The organism is Anaerolineales bacterium (assembly GCA_015075725.1).
Taxonomy (GTDB): domain Bacteria; phylum Chloroflexota; class Anaerolineae; order Anaerolineales; family Villigracilaceae; genus Villigracilis.
The window spans coordinates 2634152-2652439 of record JABTTV010000001.1 but is presented as its reverse complement, the minus strand read 5'-3'; the positions used below and the strand labels follow the sequence as shown (position 1 = coordinate 2652439).

At 53.9% G+C, this 18288-nt stretch carries 19 protein-coding genes; 15 read left to right on the top strand and 4 right to left on the bottom strand.

Annotation, left to right across the window (positions count from 1 at the left end; genetic code table 11):
• Window positions 1-123: 123 nt before the first annotated feature.
• From HS100_12755 to HS100_12705, 11 genes are all read left to right on the top strand, one after another.
• Complete coding sequence (locus HS100_12755) at window positions 124-672, top strand: methyltransferase domain-containing protein (GenBank protein ID MBE7434778.1); 549 nt, start codon at window positions 124-126, stop codon at window positions 670-672.
• 187 nt (window positions 673-859) lie between these two features.
• Complete coding sequence (locus tag HS100_12750) at window positions 860-2221, top strand: phenylacetate--CoA ligase family protein (GenBank protein ID MBE7434777.1); 1362 nt, start codon at window positions 860-862, stop codon at window positions 2219-2221.
• 56 nt (window positions 2222-2277) lie between these two features.
• On the top strand, window positions 2278-4404 hold the full coding sequence (gene cadA, locus HS100_12745) for a cadmium-translocating P-type ATPase (GenBank protein MBE7434776.1): 2127 nt from the start codon (window positions 2278-2280) through the stop codon (window positions 4402-4404).
• 12 nt (window positions 4405-4416) lie between these two features.
• A complete protein-coding gene (locus HS100_12740; GenBank protein ID MBE7434775.1) occupies window positions 4417-5181 on the top strand; it encodes a DUF2085 domain-containing protein in 765 nt (254 codons plus the stop codon).
• Between the two features lie 58 nt (window positions 5182-5239).
• Window positions 5240-7327 (top strand): cation-translocating P-type ATPase, encoded by a 2088-nt coding sequence (locus tag HS100_12735; protein ID MBE7434774.1) that lies wholly within the window; start codon window positions 5240-5242, stop codon window positions 7325-7327.
• Window positions 7328-7461: 134 nt separating this feature from the next.
• A complete protein-coding gene (locus HS100_12730; GenBank protein MBE7434773.1) occupies window positions 7462-7641 on the top strand; it encodes a Flp family type IVb pilin in 180 nt (59 codons plus the stop codon).
• A complete protein-coding gene (locus tag HS100_12725) occupies window positions 7642-8034 on the top strand; it encodes a pilus assembly protein (protein ID MBE7434772.1) in 393 nt (130 codons plus the stop codon). It begins immediately after the preceding gene.
• A complete protein-coding gene (locus tag HS100_12720; protein MBE7434771.1) occupies window positions 8031-8459 on the top strand; it encodes a hypothetical protein in 429 nt (142 codons plus the stop codon). The genes HS100_12725 and HS100_12720 overlap by 4 nt, the downstream gene beginning before the upstream one ends.
• Window positions 8456-8872, top strand: coding sequence for a hypothetical protein (locus HS100_12715; protein ID MBE7434770.1), 417 nt, complete (start codon window positions 8456-8458; stop codon window positions 8870-8872). Before HS100_12720 ends, HS100_12715 begins: the two co-directional genes overlap by 4 nt.
• Window positions 8873-8887: 15 nt before the next feature.
• Window positions 8888-9904, top strand: coding sequence for a hypothetical protein (locus tag HS100_12710; GenBank protein ID MBE7434769.1), 1017 nt, complete (start codon window positions 8888-8890; stop codon window positions 9902-9904).
• Window positions 9901-11103: a hypothetical protein gene (locus HS100_12705; protein MBE7434768.1), complete on the top strand. Its 1203-nt coding sequence runs from the start codon at window positions 9901-9903 to the stop codon at window positions 11101-11103. Before HS100_12710 ends, HS100_12705 begins: the two co-directional genes overlap by 4 nt.
• A gap of 4 nt (window positions 11104-11107) precedes the next feature.
• On the opposite strand, the gene HS100_12700 is transcribed toward HS100_12705, so the two are convergent.
• The 4 genes from HS100_12700 to HS100_12685 form a co-directional block, all read right to left on the bottom strand.
• Complete coding sequence (locus HS100_12700) at window positions 11108-13246, bottom strand: hypothetical protein (protein ID MBE7434767.1); 2139 nt, start codon at window positions 13244-13246, stop codon at window positions 11108-11110.
• 12 nt (window positions 13247-13258) lie between these two features.
• Complete coding sequence (locus tag HS100_12695) at window positions 13259-13525, bottom strand: hypothetical protein (GenBank protein ID MBE7434766.1); 267 nt, start codon at window positions 13523-13525, stop codon at window positions 13259-13261.
• A gap of 5 nt (window positions 13526-13530) precedes the next feature.
• Entirely contained in the window at window positions 13531-14061 is a 531-nt protein-coding gene (locus tag HS100_12690; GenBank protein MBE7434765.1) for a hypothetical protein, read from the bottom strand.
• A gap of 105 nt (window positions 14062-14166) precedes the next feature.
• Window positions 14167-14586 carry a helix-turn-helix transcriptional regulator gene (locus tag HS100_12685; protein MBE7434764.1) on the bottom strand — a complete coding sequence of 140 codons (420 nt, stop codon included), beginning with the start codon at window positions 14584-14586 and terminating at the stop codon, window positions 14167-14169.
• A 211-nt stretch (window positions 14587-14797) separates the two neighbouring features.
• Here HS100_12685 and HS100_12680 point away from each other — a divergent pair, with 211 nt between their 5' ends.
• Genes HS100_12680 through HS100_12665 form a run of 4 tightly spaced genes read left to right on the top strand, consistent with a single transcriptional unit; the run spans window position 14798 to window position 18264 of the window.
• The gene (locus tag HS100_12680) at window positions 14798-15193 is read left to right on the top strand and encodes a prepilin peptidase (protein MBE7434763.1); all 396 of its coding nucleotides are present in this window, start codon (window positions 14798-14800) and stop codon (window positions 15191-15193) included.
• On the top strand, window positions 15183-16091 hold the full coding sequence (locus HS100_12675; protein ID MBE7434762.1) for a hypothetical protein: 909 nt from the start codon (window positions 15183-15185) through the stop codon (window positions 16089-16091). The genes HS100_12680 and HS100_12675 overlap by 11 nt, the downstream gene beginning before the upstream one ends.
• On the top strand, window positions 16088-17797 hold the full coding sequence (locus tag HS100_12670; protein MBE7434761.1) for a hypothetical protein: 1710 nt from the start codon (window positions 16088-16090) through the stop codon (window positions 17795-17797). Before HS100_12675 ends, HS100_12670 begins: the two co-directional genes overlap by 4 nt.
• On the top strand, window positions 17794-18264 hold the full coding sequence (locus HS100_12665) for a hypothetical protein (protein MBE7434760.1): 471 nt from the start codon (window positions 17794-17796) through the stop codon (window positions 18262-18264). The genes HS100_12670 and HS100_12665 overlap by 4 nt, the downstream gene beginning before the upstream one ends.
• Window positions 18265-18288: the final 24 nt, after the last annotated feature.

The following is an 18288-nucleotide window of genomic DNA, read 5'->3' as shown; positions in this document are numbered from 1 at the left end:
ACGGACAGGACGTTTCTTGCCACGGAGATCAGCCCAATGACATTCTACATTGTCATCAGTCTACTTCTAGTGGTTTTAGTGTTGGCGAACCTGTGGTGGCGGTGGGTAAGCCGTCGCCACTCCATGCCCTGTCCGACTTTCTTTGCCGGGGCATTGGAAAGCCCATTAATGAACTGGCTGATAAGCACACAGACAACCCTGGATCGCATTGGGCTGCGACCGGGACAGCGCGTATTGGAAGTGGGCCCTGGCCCGGGCCGGCTGCTCATCCCTGCCGCCCGGCGAGTGCTGCCCGGCGGCGAAGTTATCGGCTTGGACATCCAGCCTGGAATGATTGAACGGCTCAAAGCGCGTGCAGCACAGGCTGGCGTGTCGAACCTGACGCCAATCCTGGGCGATGCAACGCAATCGCATTTTCCGCCAGATTATTTTGACGTGATTTATTTCTGCACCGTGTTGGGCGAAATCCCAGACCGGGCAGCAGCGCTGCATCAATGCCAAGCGGCGCTAAAACCCGGTGGTCTGCTTTCGATCACGGAAATCTTCCCCGACCCGCACTATCAATCGCGAACGACGGTGCAGCGGTTGGCAGAGTCGGTGGGCTTTCAACTGCAAGCCATACATGGATCATGGTACTTTTTCACGGCGAACTTTGTGAAAGCATATGTGTGATCGTTCTCCTCCGCATCCAGCGTGAAGAGCGCGCGATGATCGAAAAATTCGGCGACGCGTATCGCGAGTATATGAAGAGGACGGGGCGCTTCTTGCCGCGAGTGATACGTTGAAAGGCGGCCATGTTCAACGGCCAATGATGTCGAAAGTTAAAACTCAAATTGGAAACAAGTCAGGAGACATGACTTTGAGCGAGAATACTCTACAGTTGTTGCTCGACGTGCGCAAAGCCAGACAGCAAGGGCCGGCTACGATAAAGCAGCGGCAGCGCAAACGCCTTGCCGAGATGGTGGCCTATGCACGTGCCAACTCACCCTACTATCGCGAGCTTTACAAAGGCTTGCCTGAGCGGGTCGAGGATCCAACCTTGCTGCCGATCACCGACAAGAAGAAGCTGATGGCGCGTTTTGACGACTGGGTCACCGACCATGAGGTGACGCTTGAGAAGGCTCGTCACTTCGTTGAAAACCCCAATCTGTTCGGAAAGCAATTTTTGGGCAAGTACCTTGTAGTAACAACGTCTGGAACTACCGGGACTCACGGTATCTTTCTTGCAGACAGGCGATCCCTTTCCGTGGTCGGGCCACTCTTCTTAAACATGTTGCACGCCTGGCTCGGTGTCCGCAACATCCTCCGGATCATCACCGCCGGCGGACGCATCGGATTAGTTCTTGCAATGGGCACTCCAACCGCCACCGGCGTCGGCATTAGTTACTTCGGTGCGCGGCTCGGCAGAATGTTATGTCCCCTGTCGGTACGCGCTCCCCTATCTGATCTTGTGGCTGAACTCAACACATTTCAGCCCCTCATTCTCGTAAGTTATGGGACTGTAATGAAATTGCTTGCCAACGAACAAGAATCCGGCCGTCTGCACATCAAGCCGGTACTGATTATCGTGACAGCTGAAGGACTGGCTCTGAACGAATATGACCGCATTGCCAGTGTGTTCAACGCCAAAGTTGGTAATATGTATGCTTCCTCTGAGTGCCCTTTCATGAGTTATAGCTGCGAACACGGATGGCTGCACGTCAATAGCGACTGGGTGGTGCTCGAGCCGGTTGATGCTGACTACCAGCCTGTGCCGCCCGGTATACAATCGTACACGGTTCTCGTCAGCAACCTCGCCAACCGGGTGCAACCGATCCTGCGCTACGACCTCGGCGACAGCGTCCTGGAGCGCCCCGATCCTTGCCCGTGCGGGAACCCGCTGCCTGCGATCCGCGTGCAAGGTCGCGCCGCTGATATGCTTGTCTTTCCTACGGATCATGGTGAACGGATTACGGTTCCGCCGCTGCTGTTCGGCACCTCGATTTATCACATCCCAGGCATCGAGCAGTTCCAGGTCTTGCAGACCGCGCCGTTGAGCCTGCGCGTGCGCCTGCGCCTGGCACATGACTCCGAGCCGAATCGCGTGTGGGATGCGGTGCATACCGAGATCACATGCCTGCTCGCCAACCATAAGCTCAATCACGTTACACTCGAGCACGCCGATGAACCGCCGGAGCAAACGCCAGGCGGCAAGTACCGCGAGGTAATTTCGTTACGTTAAGTAGAGCACTTGTTGCTCCGTTAGATTTACACATTTACCTGCATAGGAGTAAACCAATGAACACCAAACAACTCGAACTTCGTGTCGCCAACCTTGATTGCGAACATGACGCCGCCGCCATTGAGCGCGGCCTGCAAGGCTTTCCCGGCATTGCCGAACTGAAAATCTATCCTAAGTCCGCCAAGGTAGCGATCACATATGATCCTGCCTCCACCAAGCCCGAAGCGGTGAAAGAAAAACTGGAATCACTCGGCTTCCCTCCGCAGAAGGGGATGGAGATGGCAGAACAACCAAAGCCCTGGCGTAACCCCAAGGTATTAACATCAGTTGCGTCAGGTGTGTTTCTGTTAATTGGCTGGTTACTTGGGCTGGCAGGTGTACCCGCAATTTTCTCAACCGTCGTCTACATCGCGGCGATTCTGATTGGCGGATACTATTTCGGACGTGAAGCGATTGAAGAACTGATCTTCGAGCGTGAAATTGGCATTGAGTTGCTAATGAGCACAGCGGCTGTCGTTGCTACGATCATGGGTCTGGCAGGCGAAGGCGCGATGCTGGTATTCCTCTATTCGATCAGCGAAGCTGCCGAAGGTTATACCGAAGAGAAAACGCGCGCTGCCATCAAGGCGTTGATGGATCTCGCACCAAAAGTTGCGCTTGTGCGCCGCGGTGGAGTCGAGCGCGAAATCCCTGTGCAAGAACTGGAAGTTGGTGATGTGTTCATCGTCAAGCCAGGAGAGGCGATGGCAACGGATGGCGAGATTCTTGTTGGTGCTTCCAGTGTTAATCAGGCGCCAGTCACCGGTGAAAGCGTGCCTGTGGAAAAACAGCCCGGCGATCCTGTGTTCGCCGGTAGCATCAACGGCGAGGGTGCGCTGGAAGTACGCGCCACCAAGACCTTTGCCGATAACACGATCAGCCGCATCATCCATATGGTTGAGGAAGCCCAGGAAAAGAAGGGCAAGAGCCAAAGGTTCATTGAAAGATTCGGCGCGCGCTACAGCCCCGCTGTGCTTGCGATTGGAATTCTAATTGCGATTGTGCCGCCGCTATTTTTCAGCGCGGATTGGGTCACTTGGATTACGCGCGCAACTGTATTCATAGTGGCAGCCGCTCCATGCGCGCTCGTCATTTCCATCCCCATCACTTTGGTGGCTTCCTTGGGTACTGGCGCGCGGCAGGGAGTGCTCATCAAAGGCGGCGTGTATGTCGAGGAACTGGCGAAAGTCAAGGTGGTCGCAATGGACAAGACCGGCACGCTGACGCGTGGCGAGCCGGAAGTGACCGATGTGCTCCTGCTGCGTCAAGACCCGGATCGCTTAGCCGCTTCGCAGCAGCAACTGCTGGCGTTGGCAGCGGGCATCGAGCGTCGCAGTGGACACCCGCTGGCGCAAGCTATCGTCCGGCATGCGGAGGCGCAGGGTATTCAGCCGTCTGAATTGGCCGAGTTCCGCTCCCTGACCGGTGCTGGAGCTTCGGCCAGGCTTGACGGACGCACGATCTATGTCGGCAGCCCAGACATGTTCCACTCAAAGTTGGGCGTTTCACTGGATGGGGTGTGGGGAGACATCAACCAGCTACAGGGCGAGGGAAAAACGGTGGTGGTGCTTGGGGATGAAGAGGCTCCCTGGGGTATGATCGCCATACGCGATAACATCCGCCTCAACGCAGCAAAGGCGATTGACGCTATCCACGCGGCAGGTGTGGAAAAAGTGGTGATGCTCACGGGTGACAACGAACGTACTGCGCAAGCCATTGCCCGTGAACTCGGCATTGATGAAATCTACGCGGACTTGAAACCGGAAGATAAAGTGACAAAGGTCCGCGAACTCGCGCAGCGCTACGGGCACGTGGCGATGGTTGGCGATGGTGTAAACGACGCGCCCGCGCTGGCGGAGGCAACCGTGGGTGTGGCGATGGGCGCAGCCGGAACGGATGTGGCGCTCGAAACCGCAGACGTCGCGCTCATGGCGGACGATCTCGAAAAATTGGCGTATGCGCTCAAGCTGGCAAAGCGCAACCAATCGGTGGTGAACCAGAACCTGGCGCTATCCGCCATCGTGATCGGCGCGCTGGTCATCGGCGCGGTTGCAGGCGCCTTTTCACTGCCGATTGCAGTGCTAGGACACGAGATCAGCGAATTTATCGTCATTGGAAGTGGGTTGCGGATGTTACGCGCTTGAGGAGTTAGAGCAATGGAGACAAGTACTTTAGAGGTCGTGAAACGTAAGAAATCTGGCGCAGTGATCGCCAATCGCATAGTTCATTGGTTGAGCCGCAACTGGTTATTGGCTTTTGCGGTAGCTTGGGGTTTTTTTATAGGTCTGCCCTGGCTCGCGCCAGTATTTATGAAATTTGGCTGGACAGGTGCAGCAAAGGTAATTTACCTGATTTATGCGCTTGAATGTCATCAACTTCCGGAGCGATCTTACTTTCTATTCGGGTCAAAGATGACCTATTCACTGTCTGAAATTCAAACGGCCTGGCAGCCGACCAACAATCCACTTGTCCTGCGCCAGTTTTTGGGTAACCAGCAGATGGGCTGGAAAGTGGCTTGGTGCGAACGGACTACGTGGTGGTACGGGAGTTTATGGATCTCCGCGCTGGCGTATGGCTTTGTCCGCAAAAAGCTATTTGCACTTTCCTTTCGAGCCTTGATGCTCTCGGCATTACCGATGGCAGTTGATGGCGGCACACATCTCATCAGTGACATTATTGACTTTGGCAACAGTTTCCGCGACAACAATGCCTGGCTTGCCACACTGACAAATCACATTTTCCCAGCGACATTCTATGCGGGCGATGCGGCTGGTTCTTTCAACCTCTGGATGCGATTGATCACTGGCGTGATATTCGGAATCGGCATCGTTTGGTTTGCGTTCCCCCAAGTGGAGGCAACCATGAATGATATGGCCCAAAGGATTGAACTCAAATTTCAGAAAGCAGGTCTGTCACTGTAATTGGCAGTTGGTTGCAAATGTTGAAATGATAATTGATGATAACGATAGAGGAGATTAAATGGCTAATCCACAAACCCTCGAAATTCCCATCTCAGGCATGGACTGTGCCGAATGCGCCCAACACGTCCAACACGCCATCGAAAAACTGCCTGGCGTACAATCCGTCAATGTGTTTCTTGGCACCGAAAAAGCGATTGTGCGACTCGATCCATCCAAAGTGGATTTGCCTGCCATTCGCACAGCGGTTCAGGGCGCTGGCTATGATGTCCCCGCCTCGGACTCACCCAAAGCTGATCCTGTTTCAATGGGCGATTTCAACCGCCGACTGACGATCCTGCTGGTCAGTGTGTTCGCCATTATCCTCAGTGTAGTGATCTTCGGCGAAGGCTTGGGCTTGTTCGATTTTCTCAACGACCTGGTCCCCTTTCCGTTGGGTGTCGTGTTGGTCATCGCAGGCGGTTACCGTGTCTTTCTGAACGTCATCCGCGCCACATTGAAACGTCAGATCATTTCGCACACCCTGATGACCATCGGTGTCATTGCCGCACTCGCGGTTGGACAATGGGTCACGGCGGCGCTTGTCGTTGTCTTCATGCGAGTCGGTGATTATGTCGAGAACTTCACCACAGAATCTGCCCGCCGCGCGGTAAAGGAACTAACCTCACTCGCCCCATTAACTGCTCGTGTGGAACGCGATGGAGCGGAAGTCGAAGTCCCAGTCACCGAGGTGAAAGTCGGTGAAACGATCATCGTCCGTCCAGGCGAAAAGATCGCTGTGGACGGCGAAGTCATCAGCGGTCAAGCCACGATTGATCAATCTGCCATTACAGGCGAATCCATGCCTGTTGAAGCCGCAAACGGAACCCATGTGTATGCGGCAACGATTGCCAAACTGGGTAGTCTGCGCATCCGCGCGGACCGAATTGGAACGGACACCACCTTCGGACGCGTGGTCAAAATGGTGGAAGAGGCTGAGGCGCATCGCGCTGACGTTCAACAGATCGCCGATAAATTCAGCGCCTGGTATCTGCCCGTGGTCGCTGTCATTGCGGGGTTGACCTTCTTATTTACCCGTAATCCATTATCCACTGCCGCTGTCCTGTTGGTCGCCTGCTCCTGTTCCTTCGCGCTGGCAACTCCGGTTGCCATGCTTGCCTCGGTGGGCGCAAGCGCAAAACGCGGATTGCTCATCAAAGGCGGCAAGTATCTCGAACTACTGGCGCGCGCCGATGTTCTGTTGGTGGATAAGACTGGCACGCTCACCCTCGGACAGCCGCAGATTACGGATGTAGTTTCGTTAAATGGGTTAGCACGTTCCGATTTACTGGGTCTTGCTGCCTCTGCCGAACGCTACTCCGAACATCCACTGGCGGAAGCCGTGCGTATGATGGCTCGTGAGGAAAAAGCCGTTTTGGTCGAACCTGAAAAATTTGAAGCCATCCCTGGACATGGAGTTCAGGCAATCATCAATGCCCAGGCTATTCGGATTGGCAATCGACGCATGATCCCTTCTGCTGCATCATTGCCCATTGCCAAAGACCTGGAAGCACAAGGCAAGACCCTCTTGTTCATGGAACGTGATCAGGAGTTGGTGGGCGTGTTCGCGGCAGCGGACACTTTACGTTCCGAAGTTCCTAATGCACTGGCTGAAGTTCGTTCGCTCGGGATTCGGCATATTGAACTACTCACGGGAGATAACGAAAGAACAGCTTCCGCGCTGGCAGAAAAATTGGGTGTCTCCTACCGTGCAAATCTGTTACCAGAACACAAGATCGATGTGGTCAAGGAATATCAGGCAAAGGGACACGTTGTCGTAATGATCGGCGACGGTGTGAACGATGCGCCCGCGCTTGCCCAGGCAAATGTCGGCATGGCAATGGGCGCGGCGGGCACGGATGTTGCCATCGAAGCGGCGCATATCGCCCTCATGCGCGAAGACTGGAATTTGGTGCCAGATGTATTAAAGATCGCCCACCGCACCATGCGGATCGTCAAGACGAATCTGGCGTTCACAACCATCTATAACCTTGTGGGATTATCTCTCGCCGCGCTGGGTATCCTCCCGCCTGTTCTCGCTGCCGCAGCGCAATCCCTGCCTGATATTGGCATTATGGGGAACTCGGCAAGGTTGCTGAAGTCAAAATAATGACATTGGGATTTTTCACTGGCATATAAAACAAACAACAAGCGACACGGACCAACCTCCCCACAACCTGAATCACTATGATGTCGGCTGGCAGTTCAACTGCCAGCCGATTTTCATTTCAAAAAGGAGATTCCATGTTCACTTTGTTCAAACGTTTCATCCGCGAAGAGGATGGTCAGGACTTTGCCGAATACGCCCTGATCCTGGGCGCCATCGGTGTGGTCGCGATTGCCGTGATCGCCCGTTATCGCAACGAACTGATCGCCGCCTTCGAAGCCGGCATCGAAGCCCTGCGCATGGCGCGAGGCGGATAAATGATTCGTCCGAAGGAAAAGGGTCAGGCAATGGCAGAGTTCGCGCTGATCATGCCGGTCCTGATCCTGTTGTTGTTCGGCATGACCTTTGCCGCGTTTTATGCCTTCCGTTCCGCCTCCACGGATTGGGGCGTGTTCATCACGGGTGTCGCTTCCGGTTCATACAACACACCCGCCACCGAAAACGCCCGTGACAATGTTTTATGGCCCGATCTCGCGGACCGGATCAATGCTGGGCAGACCGGTCCGCGTCAGGTGCGTTCGTTGATCAGTGTGGAGGACTCACGGGATTGGATCTTTGGCATCCGTCTGATCGAAGCGCAACGGGCCGAGACCAACTTTCGCCTTTGGCGCTTCTATCCCGGCCCGCCCTCTGCTGGAGGGTTCGAATGAAAACCCCGTACCGAAAAGGCGAACGCGGACAAGCCTTGGCAGAAACGGCTTTGTTCGCAATGCTGGCAGTCATTATGGCATTCGGTTTGCTGGCATGGATCCCAACGCATCGGGCTCGCACCGCGGCGACTGCAGCTGCCTATGCCTGTTCGCAATTCCTATCGCAATCGCCTGATCCCGCACGCGCCCGAAACAATGCCGTGAATGTCGCCTGGCAAACCCTGAATGCGGATTGGTCCGCCACGGCTGGTGTGAAGTATCGCGTGCGAGTCTCACCACCCAGTGGACCTGGTTTGCCTGGGCAATGTCTGGTCTCGTATCAAGCGCCAACCTTGTTTGATGGTCTGCTTGGTTTGAGTCAAAGCGGATGGAACAGCGAGTGGTTCATCTCGCGCTCCGAGACCTGGAAGGCGAAGTGGCGATGAAGTTCAAAGGAAATGAACGCGGACAATCCGTTTTGTTGTTCGCCATCCTGATGCCCATCATGTCCCTGTTTCTGTTGGGCATCCTCGACTACATGGTGACGAATGCGCGTGTGATGGAGACCGTGGCTGCCACCGACCTTGCGGCTCATGCTGGTGCGCAGGAGATCACGGTTTTGCCGGATGGGACGATCACTGCAACCACAGCAGGGAATGGAATTGCCGCAGCTTACTTCAATTCACAACGACCGGGTTCCGCGCACCTCACCTCGGTTTCCTGTGGACGACATCAGGGACGTCCCGCCTGCTATGTCACCGCTCAAGTTCAATCAGCGGGGTACTTATTCCCTGCCCGCTGGGTGACCGTGCGCGCCATTGGATATCTGGCGCATGGCGTGACCCGCGAAGATCAATAATTTTTTTGGAGAAGAATGAAATCCCTTTGGAAAACAATCCTGGATGGATTGACTTATAAAGACCTTGCCGGGAAACGGCAACCCCGTATCTATACCGTTGTGACCGGATTGATCCTGCTCTTGCTTTTTGTGGCTGGAGGGATGGCAGGCTTGAATCGCTATCTATTGATGAGCCGTGTACAAGCCACCCCGGAAGCAGTCACCCTCCCGACACAGACGGTGGAGCCGGTGGCAACGGAAATCATTGTGACCAGCCCATCGGGAGGTGTTGATTCGTTTGGCTGTCCAACCGATTCGTCGGAATGGTCCTTTACACCGACCATGATCAGCGAGAATTATCAGATTATCCAGCCTGCCTGTATCTATCAAAGTTTGGAGAAAACCATTGCCTGGGCGCTGGCAGTCCGTGAAGGATACAGCCGCGCCGAAGCCACTGAACTGCTTGGGTTCACAGAGATGCCCATGCGACAGATGGAAACCGTCACGCTTCCCAAAGATGCAAATGATCTTGTGGATGTGCCGGTCAGTTTCATCCCACCCAATCCCGATTTCAAGGAATGGCGACTGAAAGCAAATGGCAAAGCGGCAGTGACTTATGCCCTGCGCGGTTGTTTCGAGACATCCACGGTCAAAGGCAATCGTGTCGAGATCTGGGGCGGTGAGTATCCCGTGATCTGTCTGGTGGTGGAGGATGCCGAGAACACTCACATCGTCTACGCATTAAATGATCACATCTACACTGCGCCTGCCACGCCCATGCGCTCCTTCCTGCTCTTTGGGTATTTGGGTGATGGACAGTGGGTCTGGCTGGGAACACAGACGGAACCCAAATTGGAGATCACCGATGTAACGGAAAATGCCAGCGACCGTCTAACCGTGGCGACCTTATACGACTCCCAGCCCTGGGATGCCAAGTGGCTGAGTAACACTTGGCATCTTGACATGCAACCGCTGCCAGAAAACTGGCAGTCTTTCACAGATGAAAACGAGAAGCAGTACATTCTTTCCGTATTATCGGGGACCGCGCCATGAAACGCGCCAGTCTATTTCTTCTACTGATCGTCATGCTCGCCGTTCAACCTTTATCCGTCCTGGCACAGACTGCCCCATCCTGTTCCTTTCAACCGGATGGAAGCATCATTTGCACCACAGGTGGAGGAAATGAAGGAGGCGGAGAGGAAGGCGGTGGGAATGACAATAACAACAATGGCGGTGGCGCTTGTACACCTGGCAATCATCTAGCATTTCAGGTGGTTGAATATTACGCGGAAAGCAGTTCCTGCAAGGTCTTTCCCATCCGGGTGGATAACTGCACCGGGCAGGTCCTGCATATCATCGAGCAACCGGCGGTCATGCCTTGTGAGCTGCCCAATACCACACCGCCTCAACATCCCTGTACATCATTCTCTGTGACGGCTGGTGGGATCACCTGCACCAACAGCGGCTGGAAGATCACGGCACGTGTGACCTTTCCAGAGATCTATCTGGATGTGCGACCCTATCCGGCAACATTAGTGCGCTGGCCAACCATCCTAAGAAACGGAGGTATGCCGGAGTCTTCCGGGTCAGGCGGAGTGAATTATGTTCCCAATGGTGGTGGTTCCCCCGGTAATCCGCAGGTGGGCGACTGGCAAAACCTACGTTTGATCTTGACCCTGCGACCGGCAGGTCCCATGTTTGTGACTCTGCCGCACATCGGGGACCTTGTGTTGTCCAATGGCGCATCCCAATCCATTCAATGGGAAGTGCCATCCCATCCAGCTGTGGGAGCGATCACCCTTGCAGGCAGTGTCAGTGGATTGGACGAACTCCCCGGAGACATGCCTTTGTTTGTCGGCAATGGACGCGCTCCATACAAGTTGTTCTGGGAGTTGCGGTATCAGGAATATGAAGCCATCGAGGGTTGCATTGCCGGTCCGAACGGCAACGGAAATTACAACTGCGGCGGCGGAACAGGACATCGCGGCATCACTGGTTATGAATGGAAAACGCATTCCAGCGGAGGCGAGATTCCCCCGTCTGCTGTAGCAAACCTGCCTGCCGCAAGGATGGCGGATATCAACAACGATGGCACACCCGACGCCTATTGGGATACCAACCTGACCCTGCGGCGCATGGACGACGCCGGCAGTATCAGCAATCCTCAATATCAACGTTCCTGGAACTGGGGCGGGATCATTTATTGGGCAGTGCGCGAAGGGCAGGGGCAGATTGGCTGGCCGGGACAGTAACCATTCATAACAATCGTTCCGGCATAAGCAAAGGCTTGCACGGATCAATCACTGTTTGGATCGCACGATCCAAAAGCTTGTAATAACGCTTTGTATCCAACTTTCCGGAGTCCAATGCCTCATTCAGGTCCCAGGCGTGGACTCCGGAAGCATTACGGGCAAACACGAATTCCAACGATTGACCGGGAGAGAACTGCCTGCCATGCGCTTGCAACTGCAAGGCGGCATGCGCAGCTGGAGAGGGAGTCTTGTATGCTTCAACTGTTCGACTTAACCTTTGACGGATAACCAATTCATCCAATGGAACACGACCAATTCTGAGTTCACGTTTTGCATCTTCCATCAAATTCATAACATCTGGAACGCGGTTGGCAAATTCACGCGGAGTATTCGCACCTGCCAGAATTTCCAACGCCTTCAATTGAATCTTTCTCACCCACGGGGTCGTGTCCCTTCGACGCAATTCGATGCCGCGATATTTGAGCGTCCCATCCTGGAAGGTGCCAAAGTATTGGTTAGGCACGGGCACACGCGCGTCCCGTTTCGAAGCCAGGAAAGCCACCCATTTGAAGACTCCCTCCAATGCGATCGGGATGCCTGTTTTCTCTTCGATGGCATTCATAAGTGGCGTAAAGTCGGACGGTTTGTGAAAACCTTGCTGTTGAACAAAGAGACAATCCACATACATGTGCAGGACCGCAAAGCCCATGTCTTCTGCCACCTCCTTGGCTTGCAGCATCAGTTCGCGGCTCATGGCAGTCACAGCTTCATGCGACTCGATCTTTCCAAAACGGGCATTCTTGTATCCCAAATACCCAAAGCACACCACCAACAACCATTTGAGCGCTGATGCTCGCGCCTTGAGGATTTCCACTCTGCAATCCCGTGGATCGAGATCGGACAAAATGTTCTTAAGCATCATGCGCTTTTCCAACAGGGGACGCAGGGTTTTGGGAATCAGACCTTCGGGTGCATCTTCCAGACCAACTGTCTCCGGCGATATATTATGTTTGCCCATGATTGCAGGATACATGGAGGAGAAATCGATCTGCGCTACATTTCCGTGGAGTCCGATGATGGGTTGATAGATCAGCCCGCCATGATCGGCACGGATCAATTCCGCCAGAGTCTTCCTGCCCTCGACTTGTTGTTTTTGCACCGGAACCATGATGTTGTTGCGCATGGCAGTGAGCATCTGCATGGCAGTGATGCCTGCGCCGGGAGATTTACGTGCCATCTCCTGCACACCGATACCTGTGACGCGTGCCTGTTCCATCGCACCTTCCAATCCGTACTCGCCGAAAGACATGGCATTCTTGCGGTCGATGTGCCAGCGTCCAAAGAGATGCGCCTGTGACCCACGATAGGTTACCTGACCATAGGCAAAATAACTGTTTGCCTTTCGGGTCAGTACCGTTCTCTCCCGATCCCGATTTAGGTTCAATTCGATCCCGGTTTCCTCGGACCATTGGATCAACAGCGGAAACAACCAGGTATCGCCGTAATCCGTCAGGATCAGGTCGGGGTCGATGCGCTTCAGGTCGGCTCTCAAGCCAATCAGGAATGGCCTTGGAGATTCCAGCGAGAGGCTGTATTCCCGTTGGTTGTATTTCACATGTAATTGTCTGGGTTTCAGAACAGCAGGATTGCATTCCGGGGCAAAAGTCAGAATGCGCAAGGGAATGGGCGTGGGATCGATCTCCCAGGGCGAAGATAAAGGTTCGATGGTCTGTATCCATTCCCCTTCCAGGATGATGCGGCAACGTCCTAATAGATGTGTATTCGTCTGTGCGATGAAACGCAAGGTGATGGGAATGTCTACATCGTAATAATCGAGGGATGGGAATTGCCGTTGTAAGTCCCCGAACAGGTTTTGGACATGTGCTGGGTCAGAAGTAGCGACTGCCATTACATCCCGTTCGCCAAGGAATAGATCGCGGCGAACGGTTCGTTCCAACCTAACGTTCTTCTCCCTCAAATATTTCCACACTTGCCGCAGCAGGGAGAAATCCCCCGCCACGTAGAGCGTGATGTCAAAATCCATGCGTAAATGCAGACGCTCCCCATCCTCCGTCAATACCCATAGGGAAATGCCATCCTCTTCCGCATATACATCCAACAGCCAACCAATTGCCTCGGTCATGTTTCGGCACGCTCAACCCGAGTTCTTCTTGATCAGTTCTTCGACCTTTTGCTCAAGAACAGCGATTTCTTTTGACTGTTCCAGCAACATGGCAAGCAAAGCCGATTCAAATGGCAACAGCGACTCAGCCTGCCCGATGGCAGCGATATGCCGACGCGCGGCGGCAAAGAGACCATCGAAGACATACTGATCACTGCGGCGCAAGGTGCGCCGAAATGCCGACAGGTTGGCTTCGGTCTCGTTTAGTAATTGGGTGATGGTGACGAGAGTACGACCCATATCATTCAGAAGAGCGACGGTTGGGTGGGTTCGCAGGCGGGTGCTTCCTTGATCAGCACTTCATCTGCCTGTGCGCAGACCTGCTCAAGTAGAAAAGCACGTTCCTCCGCCAAAGGCGGTGCAAGAGTCAGGACGACGGGTCCGGCGAGTACAAGACGCTGGATTTGACCGAGACAGGATTTCAATAATCGATCCGCCTCATGAATTGATACATGATCGTCATAAAAAGTGTTCAATAGATCCAGAATCACACAAGGTTGATTACGAGACAAAGTGGAGCACAACAAGGTATTCATCTCATAGCAGGTAAAGGCGCGCCGACTGAATAGTCGATTGGCAGCGCTTGAAATATCCACCGTTTTTCTGCGCAGGAATGTGGCAACCTGATACGGTCGATAGCGATTGCCACCATCCAGGATAGTCACTCCGCCACGCAGACCAAGTTCGGCGATCAAGACCATGCTTTCGGTGCGTGCAGCATCCGATGTGTAGATCACAATTAGTTTGCCGGTTTTGAGAACGGGAAGGATTTCCATGCTGACAGAATACAACCTCCCCTTCATATGTAATAGCCCCCACCTGGGTGTCAGATGGGGGTGTTTTGGGGGTACTGGATTTGGGGGGAGGGTCGGAGTATGGGTCTATCTCTGCCGTTCCCACTCGTTGAAATCCCAATGGGAGAACAGAGCACGCAGATCATTGCGCTTGTTAATATTAAACTTGCGGAATACGGACGAGATGCGGTCCTTGACGGTATCCGGAGAAATGTTCAAACGGGCGGCGATCTCACGGTTGGTATACCCCAGGCATACGAGCGCAGTCACGTCCCGTTCACGGGGTGAGAGGGATTCCCACCTGTCCCACAACCTCTCATTGGCGGTGTATTGTGTTAGACCTGCGGCCAGGATATCGGGGATCAAATCATGTTCAGGACGGCCTTCGTCAGAGGATAGGGTGGAAAGCGTGACTTGCAGGCTTTCACTCGCATCAAAATGGTAGGTTCGAGGACCGGGCGTTGGACGCAAGCCTATCAGGTACAGAAGACGATCCCAGATAGACATACAACTGGGATAATATCAGAACAAATGTTCTTTCGTCAAGCATTAGGAGCTAAAAATGCAACGCCCAGGGTGAGGGGGGCACCCTAGACGTTGCAAAGATATTTTACCAAATATTTCATCGGGCATAAAACCTCTGTCGCCAACCCCGGATTTGAATCAAAGCGACACGTTCACCATACCCACCCATTCATTTATATATCATCAGCAACCAATGACCTGGTTGCTTTTTTATCTTCTGGCAGTAAGCCTGTACGATCTGCGTACCCGTCGCATCCCGAACTGGTCTACCTACCCATTGATCCTTGCGGGCATGATTGCGCACTTCCCCGGGCATATGGATTTGTGGCTGGCATGTTTTCTGCTGCTTTCCGCCTGGGCAAACGGATGGATGGGCGCCGGAGATGTAAAACTCTGGATGGCAGTTCTTTGGGCGTTACCCTATTCCAATATCCCATCCCTGATCCTGCTGGTCTTCCTTTCCTTTTTGGTCACCAGCATCCTCCAGTTCATCTGGAGACTCTTTCAGAAACTATCACTCACCGGGATGAAATCCCCCGCCGCCTGGCGTACGATTCCCTTTCTCTTGATGGTCTGGCATGTACACTGATCTCTTCCTTGCCATGCTCAATCCCAAAAATGCACGCGGGAATCCCATTCTCTCAGCCATGTTGTATTCCTTCTGCCCTGCGGCTGCACGTTGGTGGCTGACAGGTGCCGACCCAACCCCGCCCTTCGATCCCGTCTGGAAGTCTCTTGAAGATCTATCCACAGGCAAGACTTTGGCAGAATTCCTAATCCAATATGGTTTCGAAAACCTCCTCGATGAAATTCGCTCCAATATCCGCAAGATCGAGGAATATCGCAACCATCATAGTGATCTCCGGTCTCCGGAACTCATGCCGCTCTTTCGGGGCGGGGATATCCCCCTGAGTCGCCGATATGGTTCCCAGAATGCGATCAACAACCTCGGCGGCGACTGGCGTAACTTATTTATCTATGTTCGCACCTGGGCGTTCCTTTCCCATGACTGGCGCAAAGCCATGCTGATCGGACGCGACACTGGCTACAGCCTGAAGGCGGAAAAAGTCTGCCTGACCCTTCCGCCCGATGTACGCATGCCTGTCCAGTTCGATACATGGATATGGCAGGTACAGGTGGGACATGTGACTGAAACCAGGATTGGTTCACTCCTCTCTAATGGCGAACAGGATCAACTCCGCTTTTCCCTGCTTAACCGTTGCACAACCCTGGGAAACCAGCCCTGGTCCAACACACCAGCCATCTATTCTTTAAATCGGGAAACCGGTGAAGCAAAGCATTTCGATCAACTCCTCGCCAACCGGGATCTGGAAAAAACAGTGGCATCCCTGTCCAACCTTGCGAAGAAGGGACCACACCCACCCTTGAATGCCCTGCAGCAACCATCGATCTGTAAACAATGCGGTTATCAGCAGTTGTGTTTTACAAGGAACTATATCTCCCAACACGTCTTGAAGGGTTTATGAAAAAATCCCGATTTCTCATTATCTGCGTAATCTTCATTGCACTACTTGCCCTCGGTAATCTGGCGATGGCGTCCACACCGGTTCATGCCTCCAGTGCGAATCTACTTCTAACTCCCACACCCACGGTGACGGTCACAGTCACGCCGACTCCACCCACGGGAGGTGGCGGCAACACAACCACGACCACCATCTCACAGATCTTCAATCATCTGATCTTTCCCGCCGAAACCATCTCCGAAGCGCTGGCTGGCATCTTCGATAAAGCCGCCGACAAGGAAGTACGCGCCATGAGTGAAGAGGTCGCGCGCTGGACAAGTGTGATCGGCGAGATCGTACAAGCTCCCAGTCAGGGTGATTACAGCACAGTAGCGCAATCCAGTCTGCCGGTTGCGGCAGCATTGGCGCCCGCTTTGTTCCTATTGAGATTGGCTTTATATCATTGGGGCAGATTGCTCGGTGACGATGACAGCGGATTACGGGTGATCGGAGATTGGGTCACTGCCGGTGTGTTGGCAATTGCCTCCGGTCCATTCCTTGATCTCATCGTCCGACTCGGGTGGTGGATGGTTGGGAAAGTCATCGGTGAAACCGGCGCCCTGGCGGTCAGCTTTGTGGAGAACACCACTGCAACTTCGATATTACTGGGACTTGCCAACCAGACCTTCCTTGGCAGTTTGCTCAACATCGGTCTATCGATTGGTTCATTACTCGCCATCGGCGGAATGTTGTTTGCGTTTGCGTCCGCTAATGCCGTTCTATTTATTCTTGCCGTACTCGCTCCGCCTCTTGCAATTGCAAGTGTGTTACCCCAAGCAACCTGGCTGCGTTCCTTATGGATGAAGGCAGTTATCCTGATTGCTCTTCTGCCTATTGTGGCAGGTGGAGTCTTTAAAGCGAGCATGGCGGCCAGCACCTGGATGGGTCAGCAGGGATTATTGTCTGCCATCCTGCGTGTGGTCTGGTTATGGGGCGCGACCGGATTGTTGTTATCCCTAGCAGGCATTCTCGGCAAGATGACCATCTCCACCACAGCGGATGCCTTTGGTGGGATGATCAAATCGGCACAACAGATCGTCTCCATCGGTATGTTGGCTGCCAGCGGCGTGGGAGCGGCGGGAGCTGGTGCAGTAGGCGCGGCAGGAGCTACCTCCAGTGCAGGAGCAGGTGCAGCAGCTGCAACCACGAGTGGACTCACTGGCGCGGAAGCCGCGATGAGTCATCTCAATGCGGCGCAGCAATTGAATCAACAAGCCGGAAATTTGGAAGCGATGGGGTTACGTGCTCCAGCCGCCTACAACCGTTCGCTGGCACATGGACATGAACTTGCGGCACGACAGGCGGAGTTGGGTGAACGAATGCAACGCTTCAATGGCGCTCCATCCACAACGCCCTCTGATGATTTTGGTTTCTCGCCATCCGTGAATGCCTCGATTCAATCCAATTTCAATGGTTCGCCCCAGGAATTCCAGCAGGGCTTTCAAGCCATGTCCGCGGACATCACCCAACACGGCTTGGACCCAAATGTCTTCGCGGCGCAATACCCACAGGAAACAGCACAGATGACCAGAGCCTACCTGGATCATTCGGAAGAGATCATGACAGCACGCGATCCATTGATGCGCGCTTCAGAAATCGGAAACGCAACACGGGTGAAGGAGATACTCACATTCATGCCAAACTCCAGGGATGAAGAGGATCGTTCATGACCCTTGCAGAAACCTTTGCGCTGGTCTCCTTTTCCATATTCAGTTATGCCGACCTGCGCTATCGCCTGGTGCCAGGAATCGAAGTCTTTCTGTTTGGAACGATCCTGTTGACATTTCCCGCAACACCCATTCAGACCGGGATCGTACTGTTGGCATGTCTTTGGGGCATCTTCCGTAATCTATCCGGTTGGTTCGCCATACCCCTGTTGTTTTACCCGCCTGTCTGGCCGGTGTTGTTCACCGGATATGGGTATCGCAAGAGCATTATTGGCAGGGCAGATTTGCTTGCGATTAGCGGGCTTGCCTGTCTTTTTCCTTTACCTGCCGTATTGCTGTCTCTTCTGGGATTGGAACTCTGGCGCAGGCTTTGGGTACGTAGACAACATGGGGACATCCCTGCCCTGCCAGGTCTATTACTTGGATTGATTGTCTATCTTCTGTTGCGTTTATTCCTACCGACTCCATAGCGACACGATCAACCATCCCCCTTC

Coding starts and splice junctions, on each gene's coding strand:
- HS100_12755 (MBE7434778.1), top strand. CDS start 124: ATGCCCTGTCCGACTTTCTTTGCCGGGGCATTGGAAAGCCCATTAATG.
- cadA (MBE7434776.1), top strand. CDS start 2,278: ATGAACACCAAACAACTCGAACTTCGTGTCGCCAACCTTGATTGCGAA.
- HS100_12740 (MBE7434775.1), top strand. CDS start 4,417: ATGGAGACAAGTACTTTAGAGGTCGTGAAACGTAAGAAATCTGGCGCA.
- HS100_12735 (MBE7434774.1), top strand. CDS start 5,240: ATGGCTAATCCACAAACCCTCGAAATTCCCATCTCAGGCATGGACTGT.
- HS100_12730 (MBE7434773.1), top strand. CDS start 7,462: ATGTTCACTTTGTTCAAACGTTTCATCCGCGAAGAGGATGGTCAGGAC.
- HS100_12725 (MBE7434772.1), top strand. CDS start 7,642: ATGATTCGTCCGAAGGAAAAGGGTCAGGCAATGGCAGAGTTCGCGCTG.
- HS100_12720 (MBE7434771.1), top strand. CDS start 8,031: ATGAAAACCCCGTACCGAAAAGGCGAACGCGGACAAGCCTTGGCAGAA.
- HS100_12715 (MBE7434770.1), top strand. CDS start 8,456: ATGAAGTTCAAAGGAAATGAACGCGGACAATCCGTTTTGTTGTTCGCC.
- HS100_12710 (MBE7434769.1), top strand. CDS start 8,888: ATGAAATCCCTTTGGAAAACAATCCTGGATGGATTGACTTATAAAGAC.
- HS100_12705 (MBE7434768.1), top strand. CDS start 9,901: ATGAAACGCGCCAGTCTATTTCTTCTACTGATCGTCATGCTCGCCGTT.
- HS100_12700 (MBE7434767.1), bottom strand. CDS start 13,246: ATGACCGAGGCAATTGGTTGGCTGTTGGATGTATATGCGGAAGAGGAT.
- HS100_12695 (MBE7434766.1), bottom strand. CDS start 13,525: ATGGGTCGTACTCTCGTCACCATCACCCAATTACTAAACGAGACCGAA.
- HS100_12690 (MBE7434765.1), bottom strand. CDS start 14,061: ATGGAAATCCTTCCCGTTCTCAAAACCGGCAAACTAATTGTGATCTAC.
- HS100_12685 (MBE7434764.1), bottom strand. CDS start 14,586: ATGTCTATCTGGGATCGTCTTCTGTACCTGATAGGCTTGCGTCCAACG.
- HS100_12680 (MBE7434763.1), top strand. CDS start 14,798: ATGACCTGGTTGCTTTTTTATCTTCTGGCAGTAAGCCTGTACGATCTG.
- HS100_12675 (MBE7434762.1), top strand. CDS start 15,183: ATGTACACTGATCTCTTCCTTGCCATGCTCAATCCCAAAAATGCACGC.
- HS100_12670 (MBE7434761.1), top strand. CDS start 16,088: ATGAAAAAATCCCGATTTCTCATTATCTGCGTAATCTTCATTGCACTA.
- HS100_12665 (MBE7434760.1), top strand. CDS start 17,794: ATGACCCTTGCAGAAACCTTTGCGCTGGTCTCCTTTTCCATATTCAGT.